Here is a 15,030-nt window from a genome sequence, read left to right as displayed (position 1 = left end):
CATGATCCACCGGCGGCTGCTCGAACTGGCCGGAGCCATCCGGCCGGCCATCCTCGCCCTCGCGGGATTGTCGCTGCTCATTTGCGCGCTGCACATCGCCTTCGCCTGGGGCACCGCGCAGGCGCTGCGGGCGCTGATGGCCGAGGAGGCGGACCTGCTGGGCTCCTTCGGGTTCCTCGGCGTGGTGCTGCTGGCCCGCTCCGCAGTTTTGTGGCTGCGCGAGTGGCTGGCGGCCTACCTCGGCGCCGGGGTGCGGATCCGCTTGCGGGCCCGGCTTTTCGGCCAGCTGAACGCGGTGCCGGCCGCGGAACGGGATACCGGTGCGGCCACCGCCACGATCATCGACGGGGTGGACGGCCTCGAGGCCTACTACACCCGGTATCTGCCGCAGCTGCTCACGGTCCTCGTGGTTCCGGCCGCCGTCGTGCTGCTCGTGGCGCTCGCCTCGCCGGCCGCCGGCCTGCTGCTGGGCGGCGCGGCCGCTCTGGCGGTGCTCGCCCCGCGCGCCTGGGATGCCCGGCTGTTGAAGAACGGGCGCGGGCGGTGGGCGGCCTTCTCGCGGCTCTCTTCGGATTACCTGGAATCCCTGCAGCATATCCCGCTGCTGCGCAGCTTCGGAGCCACGGCCCGCACCGGCCAGCGCCTGGCCGCGCAGGACGAAGAGCTGCGCGGACGCACCATGCGCCAGCTGCGGCTGTCCCTGGTGGAAACCGCGCTGAGCACCATGGCCCTGCATCTGGGCACCGTGCTCGCCGTCGGTGTCGCCCTGGCCGCCGTGATGTCCGGGCAGATCCAGGCGGTCGGCGCGCTCACCGTGCTGCTGCTCGCCCGCGAATGCTTCCGCCCCATCCAGGAGCTGGGCACCTGCTGGCATGCCGGCTACCAGGGGCTCAGCGCCGTGGACGGGCTGGAGGACCTGCTCTCCCGCACCCCCGGGCACGCCGAAACCGGAAGCTGGCCGCACCCGGCGCAATCCGGGCGGCTTGAGCTGGAGGAGCTGTCCTTCAGCTATCCGCACACCCGGCGCGGCCTGCACGCGGTCAGCCTGCACGTCGCCTCCGGCCAGCGGCTGGCCATCATCGGCCCCTCCGGCTCCGGGAAGAGCACGCTGGCTCGGCTGCTGGAGCGGGAGATCGACCCGCAGACCGGAAGCATCAGCCTGGACGGCGTCGCGCTGCGCGACTACACCGCGGCCGCCCGCGCGCGCAGCGTGGTGGTCATCGCCCAGGACCCGGTGCTCTTCGCCTGGACGGTGGCGGAGAACCTGCGCCTCTGCAACCCCACGGCCGGCGCCGCCGAGCTGGAAGCGGCGGCCCGGGCGGCCGGCATCCACGAGACGATCCGGCGGCTGCCCGCCGGGTACGGCACGGTATTGTCCGAAAACGGCGAGCAGCTCTCCGGCGGCCAGCGCCAGCGGCTGGCCATCGCCCGCGGGCTGCTCAGCCCCGCGCCGCTGCTCGTGCTCGACGAGGTGACCTCGGCGCTGGACGCGGCCACCGAGGCGGAGGTCATGGATGCGGTGGCCGAATTCGCCGGCAAACGCACGCTGCTGCTGATCGCGCACCGGCCCAGCGCCCTGCGCCACGCTACCGGCTGGGCCTATTTCAGCGCCGGAAGCCTGCTGCGCACCGGCGACGGAGCGCTCCCCGGCGCGGACCTGCAGGCAAGGGCGAACCCATGAAATCGGTGCTGAAGCTCCTTCCGGTCATCGCCGCCCGCCCCGGCCTCTTTCTCGAAGCGATCGTGTGGAATGTGCTCAGCGCGCTGCTCACCCTGGGCATTGCGCTGGGCCTGTCCTACGCGGTGGGGCACGCGCTTGCCGGCGAGCTGACCGGGCTTTCCGGATTAGTGGCTGCGCTCTGCGCCGCGGGGGTGCTGGGCGCGTTGCTGGCCTGGCGGGAATCCTGGGTGTCCCACGATCTGGCCTACCGGATCATCGGGGTGCTGCGCGCACGGGCCTTCGCGGTCCTGGCGCGCATCCTGCCCGAGCGCCGGCGCCCCCGGCGCAGCGGGGACCTGGCCACCACGGTGCTCGGCGATATCGAAACGCTCGAATGGCTCTACGCGCATACCGTGGCGCAGCTACTCGGTGCGGGGCTGGTGCTGGGCACCGGGGTGGTGCTCTCGCTGCAGATCAGCGGCTGGCTGCTGCTGGTCTGGGTTCCGCTGCTCATCCTGGCCTCGCTGCTGCCCTGGCTCACCGCCCGCCGGGCCAGCGCCGACGGTGCAAGGCTGGCCGCCGGCGCGGCGCGGCTGCGCGCCGATCTGGTGGACACGGTCCGCGGACTGCGCGAGCTGAGCGGTGCCGGGGCGCTGGAACGGCAATGGGACTCGCTGACCGGGGACACCCGCGCGCTGGCGCGCATCCAGCTCCGCGAGGCCTCCCGGGTCGGAGCCGAACGCGCGGCCGGCGAGCTGCTGATCGGCCTATCCGTGCTCGGCACCATCCTGGTGGTCCTGGCCCAGCGCTCCGGCATCGCGGCCGCGGATATTCCGCTGGCCATCGCCATCGCCGTGGCCGGGATCTCTCCGGCGGCGCAGATCTCCGATCTGCTGCGCAATACCGGGACCCTGCGCGCCGCGGCCGAGCGCATCGCGCAGCTGCTCGATTCCGCCGCCCCGGAGTCCGCGGAGATTTTCCCGGATCTAGCGGCCCCCGCCCGGCCGGGCGAACAAGGCCTGGTCTTCGAGCAGGTGGGCTTCGGCTACACCGCGGGCCTTCCGGTGCTCAAGGACTTCAACCTGCGCCTGGCGCCGGGTGAAATCCTGGCCCTGACCGGGGTCTCCGGCAGCGGAAAGAGCACCGTGGCGCGTCTTGCGCTGCGCCTGTGGGACCCGGACTCGGGAAGCATCCGGCTGGACGGCGCGGATTTGCGCGGCCTGGACGAGCGGGACTTGCGCGCCGGGATTTCGGTGGTGCCCCAGTCCTCGCCGGTGCTGCGCGGAACCATCCGCTCGAATATCGTCTTGGGCGATCCGCAGGCCAGCGCGGCGCAGGTCGAAGCGGCCGCCAGGGACGCCGGACTTCTCGAGGCGCACGCCGGGTTGCCGCTGGGCCTGGATACTGTGCTGGGCGAGCACGGGTCGGGGGTCTCCGGCGGGCAGCGCGCACGCATCGCCATCGCCCGCGCGCTGCTGCGCAACCCGAAGGTGCTGATCCTCGACGAGGCCACCGCATCGCTGGATCCCGACGCGGATCAGGCCATTATGGCGCTCTTGAAGAAGCCGACTCGGCGTGCCACGCTGCTTATCGCCCATCGCCCGGACACCATTGCGGCGGCCCACCGGGTGGTTTCCCTCCACGCGCTGGCCCAGCCCCGGGATGCTTAGGGTCCGCCGCGGCTAGGGGCTGGCGGTTATCGAATCGATGGCGGTGCGGGCTTCTTCGGCAAGCCGCTCGGGCATCGGGGCGCTCTTGGCCGAGTCGGCGGCCACCTTCTGGCCTTTGTCGCTGACCACGTATTGGCCGAAGGTCTTGGCCAATTCCACGGTCTGCGCATCAGCATAGCTGCTGCAGAACAGCAGATAGGAGACCAGCACCAGCGGGTAGGCGCCCTCGGCGGTGGTTTTCCGGTCCAGCTCCAGGGCGATGTCGTGCTCCTTGCGGCCCTCGACGCGTTCGGATTCGGCTACCGCCAGGGCCGCGGCCTCGCCGCTGACGGCCACGAATTCGCCGCCGACCTTCAGCTTCACCTTGCCCAGATTCTCATCCACCAGGGAGTCATCGGCATAGGTCACCGCGCCCACCGCACGGGTTACCGTGGTCACCACCCCGGCGTTGCCCTGGGCCTTTTCCAGGCCGGTCGCATCCGGCCAGCCGCCATCGGGCTCATGGTCCCAGGCTTCGGGGACGACGCTGTGCAGGTACTCGGTGAAGTTCTCGGTGGTACCCGAGTCATCGGCGCGGGCCACCCCGGTGAGCGGAACATCGGGCAGCTCCACACCCGGATTCAGCGCGGTGATGGCGGGATGCTGCCAGGAGCGGATTTCGCCGGAGAAGATCCTGGCGACGGTCTCTGCGTCCATATTCAGTTCGCTGATCCCGGGCAGGTTGAAGGCGATGGTGATCGGGGAGATATAGGCGGGGATGTTGATCGCGCCCTGCGGACCGCAGGTTTCGATCGAGCGCTGGACCTCTTCCTCCTTGAGGTACGCATCGGATCCGGCGAATTCGGTGCCGCCGGCGAGCAGTCCGGCGCGCCCCGCGCCGGAGCCCACCGAGGCGTACTGCACCTGGACCTTGGGGTGCAGCGTGGCGAATTCGGTGGTCCAGGCGTTCATGGCGGAGTTCTGCGCCGTGGATCCGCCTCCGGTCAGCGTGCCTTTGAGATTCGAGGTATTGCCCTCGGCGGCATTCCGCTGCGCTTCGCCCAACGGGTAGTCCGAGCCGCATCCGGCGAGCAAAAGTGTCGCAACCAGGCTCGCGGCGACTATGAGCTTGGGTGAACGGGCAGATGCCGACCGGCGGGGGAAGCTGGGGCGCACGGGTGCTCCTCAAATCTTGGATGAATTATTGGACAGGCTGAAGACACAAGTCAAGCATCATAATGCTCAAAGCTCGAAACGCATTACTTCGCGCTGGTGCAACCACCTTACGCCGAATCGGGCAGGCACGCGGTGCGCGATTCTCCGGCGCCGCGAAGCTCCCGGACAAATCAATCAGCGGGCCAGCAACTTCGCGGCCGCAGGAAAGATCAGCACCGTCAGCGCACCACCGGTGACCATCACGGACACGGTCACCTCGGAGAGAATCCCGCTGGAGGCCGCAAGCTGCGTGACCGCGACGATAATGGGCAGCCCGGTGGCGGCATAGAAGCCCAAGGCCAGCGACTCGCGCGTGCCGCCGCGTCCCGAGCTGCGCGGCGCGAACCGTTCGCGCAGGAACACCGGCAGGCCGCGGACGAGGATGATCAGCGCGACAAATCCCAGCAGCATCGGCCATTGCGCGGCGACCTGCGCGAGGTTGATATTCATGCCGCTGGTCACGAAGAACACCGGGATCAGGAAGCTGAATCCCACGATTTCCACCTTGTGCATCACCTCTGCGGCATGCTCTGCCTTCACCGCCTTGAGCACCGCATTGGCCAGGATCCCGGCGGCGAACGCGCCGAGGGCCACGTCCAGCTCGAAGACCGCGGTCACCAGCATCAGCGAGACCAGGAGCAGCACCGTCAGCCGCATCATCGTCTGCATGGTGGAATTCGAGGCCTTGGAGAAGGCGCGGGCCAGCAAGGGCACGCGCCGGAAGAAACGCGCCGGGATGGCGATGGCCATTACGGCGATGAGCGCGAAGAGCACGAGCAGCCCGGCCGCCACCCAGGTACCCCGGGTGGACAGCAGCAACGACATGGCCACGATCGGCAGCAATTCGCCATAGGCGCCATGCACCATCACGGCCTTGCCCAGCGCCGTGTCCATGGTGCCCGAATCCTTCAGAATCGGCAGCAAGGTGCCCAGCGCCGTGGAGGTCGAGGCGATGCCGAAGGCGATCGCGGCGGGCCAATCCCCCTGCACGATGAAAAATGATGCGCCGATGCCAAGGGCCGCGCAAATCATCCAGGTGGCAGCCGCCCGCTTGCCCTGCGCGGCGCGCATATCCGCGGTGTTGACCTCGAATCCGGCCAGCAGGAACAGGAATCCCATGCCCAGCTCGCGCAGGAATCCCACCGCTTCGGTTTGCTCGGCCAGGCCAAGCAGGTTCGGCCCGATCAAGGTGCCGAAGGCCAGAAGCCACACGACATCGGGCGCATAGCGCCGGGTCGCAATGGCCAGCAGTGGGGCCACCGCCGCGGCCAGGGCGATCCACCACACGGAGGTGAGATTCTCGACGAGCTCATGATGCATGTCGCCAGCTTAAGCGATGCGAAGCCCGCAGCGCGCCGCGCCACCGCCAACGGCACCCGTGAACCGCGGCGCAGTACTTTTACTCCAGAAGCAGGTCGTAGCTGACCTGTAGAGTAAAAATCCAACATTTTCGGTTAAAGATGGGCTTATTCCGCAAATAAGCTTGGTATTTGCTGGACGCTTTGCTATTCATTGAATGGTGAAAAGAGTTACTGCATGAGCCAACGCCGCATATTCCGCCGCTTCATCCTTCCTTCCGCCTGGCTGCTGATCGGCGCCCTCGTCGCCGTCAGCCTGGTCAAGCTCGCCTTCACCGGCAGCAGCTCGGCCGCCGAGGACCAGCTATATCCCACCGGCGAGGTGCCGGCCGAAACAATCATGGTGGAAACGGGCACCGTGGAGAACACCCTGTCGATTTCCGGGAGCATCAAGCTCGATGCGGCGCAGCCGCTGAACGCCCCGCTCGACGGCGTAGTGAACTGGGCCTTCGTGAAACCCGGTGACCACGTGAGCAAGGGCGACCGGATCTTCCAGATCCGCGCCGAAACCCAACCCGAAGCCGCCGAGACCACCGAGTCCGATCAAGAATCCTCCGCCGGGGAGGAACCGGTGCAGGCCGCCGAGCCCGTGGTGACTTACCACGACGTGTACGCCCCGGCCACCGGCAAGGTCGGCAAATTTGCCATCGAGCTCGACGACGAGGTCACCAAGGGCGCCGACCTGGCCAAGGTGCAACCGCAGAACTTCAAGGCGGTCGGGGCGATCAGCCCGCTGGACCGCTACCGGCTCATGGATGGAACTCTCGAAGCCACGATCACCATCGAGGGCGGGCCCGAGCCCTTCACCTGCAAGGATCTGAGCGTGGGCGATACCGCCTCGGCCACGGTGGACGCCGATTCACCGGAGCAGGAGCTGGACCCGGGGATGGGCTCGATATCCGCCGAAGGGCAGGGCTCCAGTGCCTCGGGCAGCGAAATTTCCTGTGACGTTCCGGCGGACACCGTCGTTTTCGATGGGCTGTCCATGGCCATGGACATCGAGGCCGGAACCGCCGAAGAGGTGCTGACCGTACCGGTCACCGCGGTCCGCGGGCTGGTCGGCAGCGGCGCCGTGTGGCTGCTCGACGAGAACGGCAAGGAGATCCGCACCGAGGTGCAGCTAGGGGTCACCGACGGCAAGGTCGTCGAGGTGGCTTCCGGACTGGAGGCCGGAGCCGAGGTGCTGCGCTACGTTCCGGGCTCCGCTCCCGAGCCGGCTGAAGGCCCGGGAATGGAGATGTACCCCTGATGAGTTCTGCTCAGCTGCTGAAGCTTGAGAACGTCACCCGCAGCGTCCGGCTGCCCGATGACAGCGAACTGCGCATTTTGTCCGGTATCGACCTGACCGTCACCGAGGGCGACCATATCGCCATCGTCGGGCGCTCGGGCACCGGGAAGTCCACGCTGCTGAACATCCTCGGACTGCTGGACCGGCCGACCTCCGGCGCCCTGGCCTGGCGGGGAAAGGACGCCACGAAGCTCAGCGCCCGGCAGGCGGCCGCGGCCCGCGGCCGGGACCTGGGTTTTGTCTTCCAGCAGTTCAACCTGCTGCCCGGACGCACCGCGCTGGAGAATGTGATGGCGCCGCTGATGTACTCCAGCGGCCGCGACTTCTGGCAACGCCGCAGGCTGGCCGCCGAGTCGCTGGACCGGGTGGGGCTTGGCGCCCGGCTCGATTCCATGCCGCAGACCCTGTCCGGCGGCGAGCAGCAGCGCGTGGCCATCGCCCGCGCCCTGGTCCGCCGCCCGCGCGTGGTGCTCGCCGATGAGCCCACCGGCGCGCTGGACGTGGCCACCGGCCGCGCGGTGATGGAGCTATTGGATGCGGCCACCGTCGAATCCGGCGCCGCGCTGATCACCATCACCCACGATTCCAATGTTGCGGCGCTGGCCCGCGAGCGCTTGAGCCTCGACGGCGGACGGCTGCATCCGCTGAGCCAGGAGGCCGCGCGATGAACACCCTGGCCCGCATCTTCACCGGATTCATCGCCGCCTTGCTCGAGGCCTGGCAGGAGCTGCGCATCCACCGGCTGCGGGTGCTGCTCTCGCTGATCGGGGTGACCATCGCGGTGGCCTCGCTGACCACCGCGGTGGCCGGAGCGCAAATGGCCCAGCAGCTGATGACCGAACAGCTCGAGCGCAACGGGCGTCCGGCGATGATCAGCACCTACGCCATGGACCCCGCCAGCCAAGGACCGCCGCAGAGCTCCGCGGAGATCACCGCGGCCTTCGAGAAAACCAGCGAGCGCTTCAAGATCGAGTACACCTCGCTGATCGGCCGCACCTTCGGGACGCAGGCGGTCCGCCAGGGCCTGTCGGTGGATACCGAGATGCAGGTGGTCGACCCGGACTATGGCCCGATGCACCGGATCTTCGCCCAGCACGGACGCTGGCTGGAGGACGCCGACGCGCAGAACCTCTCCCCCGCGGTGGTCGTGGACAAGACCACGCTCAGCGCGCTGGGCATGGAAGAGGGCACGCTGCCGGCGACCATCGAGCTGCGCGGCCTCGGCGGCGACGTTTCGGTCACCGTCATCGGCGCCACCTCCACACGGGGCTACGGATCGATGGGGCAAATGTGGATGCTGCCCGAGACCTACGAGCACTGGTTCGCGGCCGCCGCCCCGCTCAGCGATGTCAGCTATGCCATGTGGGTGCCCATCGAGGGCTCCGAGGAACTGGCCAGTCATTTCGCCCGGCAGATGCAGGCGGAACTTCCCGGCTACGTCGTCGATTCCCAGCGCCAGGACTACCTGGCCTGGGGCAACGACGAGTCCCTGAAGCAGTTCGCCCTGGTGGTCAGCTCGATCGCCGGCATCATTTTGCTGCTGGGTTCGCTGAGCCTGCTCAACGTGGCCATGGTGACGATGAAGCAGCGGATCCGCGAGGTCGGGATCCGGCGCAGCTTCGGCGCCACCACCGGTCGGGTGTTCTTCTCGGTGATGATGGAAAGCGTGGTGGCCACCGCCGTGGCCGGCGGGCTCGGGGTGCTGATCTCCGTGGCCCTGGTCTCAAACCCGAAGCTGATCAATGCCGTGATGGCCACCGGGCTGGATGAGATGCCCGGGTTCCCGGTGCAGGCCGCGCTGCTGGGCATGGGCGTGTCCATTGCCGTCGGCGCGTTGACCGGCGTCCTGCCCGCCCTGGTGGCCGCCCGGGTACGCATCGTCGACGCGATCCGCGTCTGATACGCCGTTGGCCGGGCAGGCCCACCCGGGTTGGCCCGGTGGGGGTTCTGGCTACCGGAACAGATCCAGGTGGGCCAGGGCTACCCCCACCCGGTAGGCGGAGCGCGGGCTGCTGGAGACCAGTTCCCTGTCGTGCAAGGCAATATCTACGCTGTCGGTCACGATGCCGTCCACTCCGAGGCTCAATAGTTCGCGAATGGTCGCCTCGTCATTAACCGTCCAGACAAAGACCGGTTTGCCTTCGGCTTGAGCCGCGCGCAGCACCGCTGGATTGAAGGAGGCCTGTTCCACGACGATGAAGTCGGCTGCGACGTCGGGAATGGCTCCGATGCTCATGGCAATCGTCAGCCCCACCTGCAGTTCCGGGCGGCGCTGCTTGATCTCGCGCACGGCTTCTGGATCCAGCGAGTGATAGATATTCGCCTCGGCACTCCCCGTTGCATCCACCTCGGCGAGGAAACGATCGAGGTAGCCGGCGGACTCATGCCCGGTCACCTTGAGTTCAACCAGCAGCGGGATCTGCAGTTCCGCTGCCCGGTTCAGGTACTCGGTCATGGTGGGAATCTTGCCGGTGAACCCTCCCACGGATTGGGTCACGGCGGTGACCTCGGCAACGCTCATGTCATAAATGTTCTCGTTGCGTCCGGCGACAACCAGCAGATTGGTATCGTGGCTGGCCACGAAGTGGCCGTCCTTGGTCTCCTGGAAATCTGCCTCGACGTAGTCCGGCTGCAGCTTTGCGGCGGCTTCCAACCCGCCGATGGTGTTTTCCACTCCGCCGCCGGAGAATCCACGGTGCGCCAGAATGGCGGTGTCGGCGGCACGCGAAAAGGTGCCGGCCATAACCGGGGCCGCATTCACGCTTCCGGCGAGCACCAGTGCGCAGGCAGCCGCGGCTCCCATCGCACGGAGCAGCCTTGACCCAATGGCGGGCGCCGGTTCCCGCAAGCTGGCCAAATCATTTGGCAGCCCGAGCCGGGACCGGGTAGCTGCCACGAGCACCTGGATGATGACCACGGTCGTTGCGCCAATGACCAGGAATCCCAGGCCCTGGCCAACACCGATGCTGAGCGAAGCGGCCCAGGCCGCCCCTTCGGCCTCCAGGAATCCGCCAGCGGCGGCCGAGCCCCACACCAGGAACTCGACGATAAATGACATCAACAGGGCGGAAGCCAGCACCGGAACACCCAGCAGCGCCGCGGAGCGCCAGAAAGTCCGCCGGGTGGCACGCAGGCTCTCGACGATCGCGCGATAGGGCCGTCGCCGGCCCACCACGAACATTGGCAGCGTCAGCATCAGGCGCAGATTGAGGTAGATCACTGCGCCGATGATGGCGGCATACAAGCTGCCGCTCAGTGGTGTCTTCAGGTACTCCCGGGTGATGAACGGCGGGATATCGATGCCTTGGATGAGCACGGAAGACAGGCCGAGCCCACCGAGCGGAAGCACCACGAATAGGTAGGCCATGAGCAGCGGCGAGGGGTACCGGGCAAAGCGGCCCAAGGCGCTGCAGGTCTCGCTGACTATGCCGCGCATGGTTGGTGGCAGGCCGGCTTGCTGTCGATTGACCATGACGATGAGGGCAGAGAACTGCAGGCCCATCGCGAGCAGCACCAGGACGGCGATCAAAAGGAGCAATAAGACGGCGCTCGGGTCCGCAAGCATCACCGGCAAATTGCGATCGGTGAGGTTCGACAGCCCGCAGGATTCCAAGGCCAAGGTGAATAGCGCCTTGACCCCGGGGATCACGGCCAGTGCGTTGACCAGCTGCAGGGTGATGATGACGGCGAGATACCGCAGAACGTGCGCATGCCCCAGGCGCAGCCCATGGGTGATGAGCCCAAGAGCCGAATGCGCAGCCAACCGTCCGAGTCCTTGCCCGGACCGGTCCGAACCACGCGTTGCGGGGCCGGCGCTTTGGGCCGCTTCACCGCCTCCCGAGGGTTCCTTCATCGTCCGGGTCCTACTTTCAGGTTTCGTGTGCAATATGGCGCCAGTGCAACGTTTTGGAAGTAGTTGGCCTTGGTCTCTTCCTATTCTAGAACTGCACGACTTGCGCGCCCTGCGGCTGGGATCTTCGGGCGGCGGCCATCTTCGGCGGATCGGTGCCAATGGCTGGTACGGTCCTGCTATTTTTTGGCGAAGGCCGGCGTGCTAACCGCACATTCCACCGGCTTTCCGGGCTCCCCGGTGACCGCCGCGATTTCCTTGACGCCGTCGAGCAGGACTCGGCAGGTGGCTGTGGCTCCGACACGTGGGGCGGCTGAGACTCCGGCTTCTTCTTCGGCCGTCACCATGACCGTTTCCTGCCATGTGGCGCTCCGCTTTTTTGCCGGATCATTTGTTGTCGCCACCTCGCCAACCGCGGTTTCACTGGAAGCTTCGCCTCGAGTCGGTGCCTCCAGGTACTTCACGTCATCAATGCCATTGACGGTTCCCCCGGTCACCGACACTTCGTAGGTGACGCTCCAGGCATCCGTGGTCTGTCTGCCGAAGGACTCAACCATGCCGCAGGCGGTGGCCGATAGACCCAAGACAACAAGCAATGAACTTGCCCCGAGAATTTTCGAGATTCGTTTCGTCTTCGTGTTCTGGGCAATTTTCATTCTTTTCCTTCGCTCATGTTTGCTTTGTTGGGTTTCGCGGCAAGATCCACAGTACAAGCAGGATGGACGGCTTCACCTCGCCCCGTGAATGGAGATCTCGGCGCTAGTAGCTCCACCCGAAGTACTACAAAACAAACAAATAAGCAGCGTGATGCTCCGGCTACCCTTACTCTGCAGGCAGTCTTATTTAAGGAGCAGATTCATGGCCAGCGGCAGCACATAACCCGGACGAATCGACGAGTCACTGCTGCAGACTTACAATAACGAGCGGCCGTCATGTTCCGCATGGGCCTGTGGCGTCCCACCACCGGCGATGTCATGTCCAGCCACTCACCGCGTGTCCAAACGGCCCGCTTCACTCTCACCCGTAGCGCTGGATTCGATCACCGGGAAGTACAAGTCTTACTGCAAGAACGTGGAGTCCACAGGCCTGTACCAGACCAGGTCGAAGATGTGCGATCGCCTGGGCGGCAAGCCGGTCGCACACCGCAGAAGAAAGGCGTCGTTTATTTCTTTCGATAGGTTCGCTGCGGACTGGTGGTTGACCCAACAGAGACAAGCCACCCTGCTTCGACAAGTTTACTTACATAACGTCTGACTGTATTTGGGTGATAGCCAGTCAACGCGGCAACAGCCTGCGTATTGAGTTCTTCATGAGATTCAAAGCATGCACGAATGAGGCCTTCGGCATTACCGGCTGACGCGCGACTCGGAGCATTCGACTTAGTGTTGATTCCGGGAAGCTCGCGCAAGCGAGGTCCGTCCGGATATGGATCATTGCGGCGTTTCGGATACTCGAGCCAACCACCCTTGACCAACGATTCAAGTATGTCTCGAATATCTTCGCCATCGATGGCAAGAAGCTGTCGAATACTGCCCACTGACAAAGGCTGTCCAGTGTCCCTTAAAGCAATGACGCGCTGATGATCAAGGTGGAGTTCTCCTGCTCCAATTTGCTGCATCCGCTCTCGCACGCTCTCGGTCATGAGGCCATATCTCGGTAGCGTGACGCTAAATTGCTGAAGTGACGAATAGATAATGGGTGCATCCAACCCGGTTTCCCGCATGCCGTGCAGCATCGTTTGCAAACCGGTACCTAAATTTTCGGAAACCGTTGTCTCGCTACCCGGCATTCTCACCATCGGCAGTAAGCGCGCAAGCATGCCATTTCTAGATAAGGAAATTCCACGCCACAGGTCCTCTCGATCCCTGCCTCCATAGATTCCTCCGGGATTCTCTACCACAAGGCGGTCCGTAAATAATTCGACACGGATCTGCTCTCCCTGTGTGAAAACTGAATAGTCGCGGTGCATCAATGCGTTGGCGATGGCCTCGCGTATCACCACTACCGGGATCTCTGGAATTTCATCCACTGTTGCACCACGGACTACGCGACGAACCTTAAGCGATTTAATTACTTCGGTCACCGCACCTTCAAGCATGAGCGGTATGTTCCCTTCAATGGTCTGCCGGTTCAGGAGCTTAACTCCCTCAAGGACCGTTCCTTTATCCGTTCCTGGAAATTCGGCGACTGTAATCATCAGCTGCGGCAAATACTGTTGCGGATAGACTCCGAAGCTCAACAAACCGCCAAGTGTTGGTGTTCTACCATCGGCGGCCAAAATCCCGTTTCTGACCAACGTCTCTTGATCACTGAGCTTAGAGAAGATTGCTCCGCGACCGGTACGTAGTTTCCGCAGAAAAGACTGTATAGCTTCCGAATCGAGATCTTCCAGGGTTGCACCCTCAACAGGTTGCACGTCGTCTTTGGGCTGCTTTTGATTACTTTGCAATGTGTAGACTTCAAACTCATTGAGTCTATGGTCGCCGTCGTGCAGTCGACGGAAACTTCCATTGCTAGGCCCTTTGTCGGTAACGAAACAAGGCTTCTGATGCGGTTCAAGTTCGCTAACTTCAAGCATCACCACTTTGCCGCCTTCAAAAGGAGCGATGTTAACGTCCACAATCGGCGTCGGCGTTATCGGACCACTTTCTTCTTTGAGCTTTCGCGGTCTAACCATAGCGATTGCCGCTTCTGCGATGGCTTGTGCGTCGAATCCAGCGGAGAGCTCGAAACCTGATCTTTCGTCTAGCCCCAGCAGAACTAGTCCACCCCCAGCGCTGTTACTGAACGCGCTGATAGTTTCCCTGATCGATTTGGGGAACCCCCCGGCGGCCGACTTAACCTCTATGAAACGTGAATCCGTGTCAATGGCACGCAATCGATCTACCACTGCGCTTAGCTCGCCTTGGCTAGTCTCCGTAGGGACATTCATATCTCGACTATCACTTGAACTACTCACATCTCTACTCTAACCATTTACTTTCACTCTTCCCAGCAATAATTGTGAAAGTTGTTGAAGTAAGCGGCGATAGTGTGAAAGTAATAGTTAGAGTAGTGGAAGTTGGTGGTTGGGATATTGAAATACGACCAGAGTTCGTCAGGCTGGTTGGCTACACTCCGATAGGTAGCAACACGAGGTCAAATCGTACTCGAATCCACCTCTGCTCCTCTATACCCGGTCCGTCCCGGTCTTGGGTTCCCGCCGATTGCTCGACAAATCCTTTAATCAGCGGCTGCTTCACCCGAATACCGTGTCAGTTTTCAACAACTCATCTCCGTTCGCAAAATTTGAACAACCAATGTGCGATATTCTTCAGCGCTGCCCATGAAATACAGATGACCGGCACGGGCGTCTCTGGAGGACATCGGACGCGTATCGCAATTGCCCGCGTTTTGCTGCGCAACCCAAAGATCCTCCTAATTGACACGGCAACTCCAAATCTGGACCTCGAAGCGGACCAGATAATCATGAACCTGCTCGTCGAACCCTCAATACGACGTGAACTAATCCGCGCTGGCCGAACATCGGGTCGGTGTGGGACGCGACGCTGCGGGCGAGCCTAAGTAGATGTCGAAAATTATTCGCCGCTGGTAAAAGTGACGACCCTGCACAACGATATATACAGATCCTGAGCTCTACGTTGGCAAATGTCGCGCCCCGCTGTGACCGTCAACTGCGGTCCAGCATCCAGCACCTGGCTGCTCAACGGGGTAAGTTCACCCACGGACCCGTCACCGTCGAGAGGACTTCATCATGCCACTAAGGCTTACCGCTAAGCACCAGTTGGCACGTCGGTCGGCATGAGACTTTCAATCCTTGACCAGGTTCCACTCACCGAGCATGCGCCCACTCGGGCCGCCGCGTTATCCAGCGGCTTAGCACTGGCACAGGATGCTGACGCGCTTGGATACCATCGCATCTGGTTTGCCGAGCACCACAATTCGCAGTCCTTCGCCAGCGCCGCCCCAGAAATGATGACTGCCCTGGCGCTAGAGCGCACAGCCAAGAT

The 15,030-nt window shown here is 64.2% G+C and carries 11 protein-coding genes and 1 pseudogene; 7 read left to right on the top strand and 5 right to left on the bottom strand.

Going from position 1 to position 15,030, the window contains the following annotated elements; genetic code table 11:
• Position 1: 1 nt before the first annotated feature.
• Positions 2-1,681: an ABC transporter ATP-binding protein/permease gene (locus ACT3TP_RS10165; RefSeq protein ID WP_444620524.1), complete on the top strand. Its 1,680-nt coding sequence runs from the start codon at positions 2-4 to the stop codon at positions 1,679-1,681.
• On the top strand, positions 1,678-3,330 hold the full coding sequence (locus ACT3TP_RS10160) for an ABC transporter ATP-binding protein (RefSeq protein ID WP_444620523.1): 1,653 nt from the start codon (positions 1,678-1,680) through the stop codon (positions 3,328-3,330). The genes ACT3TP_RS10165 and ACT3TP_RS10160 overlap by 4 nt, the downstream gene beginning before the upstream one ends.
• A gap of 12 nt (positions 3,331-3,342) precedes the next feature.
• Here ACT3TP_RS10160 and pstS read toward each other — a convergent pair whose 3' ends face one another.
• Together pstS and ACT3TP_RS10150 are read right to left on the bottom strand one after the other, a co-directional pair.
• Positions 3,343-4,485: a phosphate ABC transporter substrate-binding protein PstS gene (gene pstS, locus ACT3TP_RS10155; RefSeq protein WP_444620522.1), complete on the bottom strand. Its 1,143-nt coding sequence runs from the start codon at positions 4,483-4,485 to the stop codon at positions 3,343-3,345.
• A gap of 174 nt (positions 4,486-4,659) precedes the next feature.
• Positions 4,660-5,844 carry a cation:proton antiporter gene (locus tag ACT3TP_RS10150; protein WP_105650490.1) on the bottom strand — a complete coding sequence of 395 codons (1,185 nt, stop codon included), beginning with the start codon at positions 5,842-5,844 and terminating at the stop codon, positions 4,660-4,662.
• A gap of 216 nt (positions 5,845-6,060) precedes the next feature.
• On the opposite strand from ACT3TP_RS10150, the gene ACT3TP_RS10145 reads away from it, so the two are divergent.
• The 3 genes from ACT3TP_RS10145 to ACT3TP_RS10135 are packed head-to-tail and all read left to right on the top strand — an operon-like array spanning position 6,061 to position 9,070.
• Positions 6,061-7,131, top strand: coding sequence for an efflux RND transporter periplasmic adaptor subunit (locus ACT3TP_RS10145; protein WP_444620521.1), 1,071 nt, complete (start codon positions 6,061-6,063; stop codon positions 7,129-7,131).
• On the top strand, positions 7,131-7,838 hold the full coding sequence (locus ACT3TP_RS10140; protein ID WP_096288391.1) for an ABC transporter ATP-binding protein: 708 nt from the start codon (positions 7,131-7,133) through the stop codon (positions 7,836-7,838). Before ACT3TP_RS10145 ends, ACT3TP_RS10140 begins: the two co-directional genes overlap by 1 nt.
• The gene (locus ACT3TP_RS10135; RefSeq protein WP_096288389.1) at positions 7,835-9,070 is read left to right on the top strand and encodes an ABC transporter permease; all 1,236 of its coding nucleotides are present in this window, start codon (positions 7,835-7,837) and stop codon (positions 9,068-9,070) included. The genes ACT3TP_RS10140 and ACT3TP_RS10135 overlap by 4 nt, the downstream gene beginning before the upstream one ends.
• Before the next feature lie 51 nt (positions 9,071-9,121).
• Here the strand turns inward: ACT3TP_RS10135 and ACT3TP_RS10130 are convergent, their stop codons facing one another.
• The 3 genes from ACT3TP_RS10130 to ACT3TP_RS10120 all read right to left on the bottom strand — a co-directional run bounded on the left by ACT3TP_RS10130 (position 9,122) and on the right by ACT3TP_RS10120 (position 13,952).
• Positions 9,122-11,023 carry a glycerophosphoryl diester phosphodiesterase membrane domain-containing protein gene (locus tag ACT3TP_RS10130; RefSeq protein ID WP_444620520.1) on the bottom strand — a complete coding sequence of 634 codons (1,902 nt, stop codon included), beginning with the start codon at positions 11,021-11,023 and terminating at the stop codon, positions 9,122-9,124.
• 176 nt (positions 11,024-11,199) lie between these two features.
• On the bottom strand, positions 11,200-11,676 hold the full coding sequence (locus tag ACT3TP_RS10125; RefSeq protein ID WP_444620519.1) for a hypothetical protein: 477 nt from the start codon (positions 11,674-11,676) through the stop codon (positions 11,200-11,202).
• A 506-nt stretch (positions 11,677-12,182) separates the two neighbouring features.
• Positions 12,183-13,952: an ATP-binding protein gene (locus tag ACT3TP_RS10120; protein WP_105650495.1), complete on the bottom strand. Its 1,770-nt coding sequence runs from the start codon at positions 13,950-13,952 to the stop codon at positions 12,183-12,185.
• A 71-nt stretch (positions 13,953-14,023) separates the two neighbouring features.
• Between ACT3TP_RS10120 and ACT3TP_RS10115 the strand changes: the two genes are divergently transcribed.
• On the top strand, positions 14,024-14,584 hold the full coding sequence (locus tag ACT3TP_RS10115) for an ATP-binding cassette domain-containing protein (protein ID WP_444620518.1): 561 nt from the start codon (positions 14,024-14,026) through the stop codon (positions 14,582-14,584).
• Between the two features lie 237 nt (positions 14,585-14,821).
• Positions 14,822-15,007 (top strand): annotated as a pseudogene (locus ACT3TP_RS10110) (LLM class flavin-dependent oxidoreductase); the annotation flags it as partial.
• Between the last annotated feature and the right edge of the window lie 23 nt (positions 15,008-15,030).

It is taken from the genome of Glutamicibacter sp. AOP38-B1-38, assembly GCF_052377485.1.
In the GTDB taxonomy this organism is placed as follows: domain Bacteria; phylum Actinomycetota; class Actinomycetes; order Actinomycetales; family Micrococcaceae; genus Glutamicibacter.
This window is presented reverse-complemented; position numbering and strand designations above follow the sequence as displayed.

Bases quoted from the DNA above. Each gene is read 5' to 3' on its own strand.
- ACT3TP_RS10165 (WP_444620524.1), top strand. From the start codon at position 2: ATGATCCACCGGCGGCTGCTCGAACTGGCCGGAGCCATCCGGCCGGCC.
- ACT3TP_RS10160 (WP_444620523.1), top strand. From the start codon at position 1,678: ATGAAATCGGTGCTGAAGCTCCTTCCGGTCATCGCCGCCCGCCCCGGC.
- ACT3TP_RS10150 (WP_105650490.1), bottom strand. From the start codon at position 5,844: ATGCATCATGAGCTCGTCGAGAATCTCACCTCCGTGTGGTGGATCGCC.
- ACT3TP_RS10145 (WP_444620521.1), top strand. From the start codon at position 6,061: ATGAGCCAACGCCGCATATTCCGCCGCTTCATCCTTCCTTCCGCCTGG.
- ACT3TP_RS10140 (WP_096288391.1), top strand. From the start codon at position 7,131: ATGAGTTCTGCTCAGCTGCTGAAGCTTGAGAACGTCACCCGCAGCGTC.
- ACT3TP_RS10135 (WP_096288389.1), top strand. From the start codon at position 7,835: ATGAACACCCTGGCCCGCATCTTCACCGGATTCATCGCCGCCTTGCTC.
- ACT3TP_RS10130 (WP_444620520.1), bottom strand. From the start codon at position 11,023: ATGAAGGAACCCTCGGGAGGCGGTGAAGCGGCCCAAAGCGCCGGCCCC.
- ACT3TP_RS10125 (WP_444620519.1), bottom strand. From the start codon at position 11,676: ATGAAAATTGCCCAGAACACGAAGACGAAACGAATCTCGAAAATTCTC.
- ACT3TP_RS10120 (WP_105650495.1), bottom strand. From the start codon at position 13,952: ATGAATGTCCCTACGGAGACTAGCCAAGGCGAGCTAAGCGCAGTGGTA.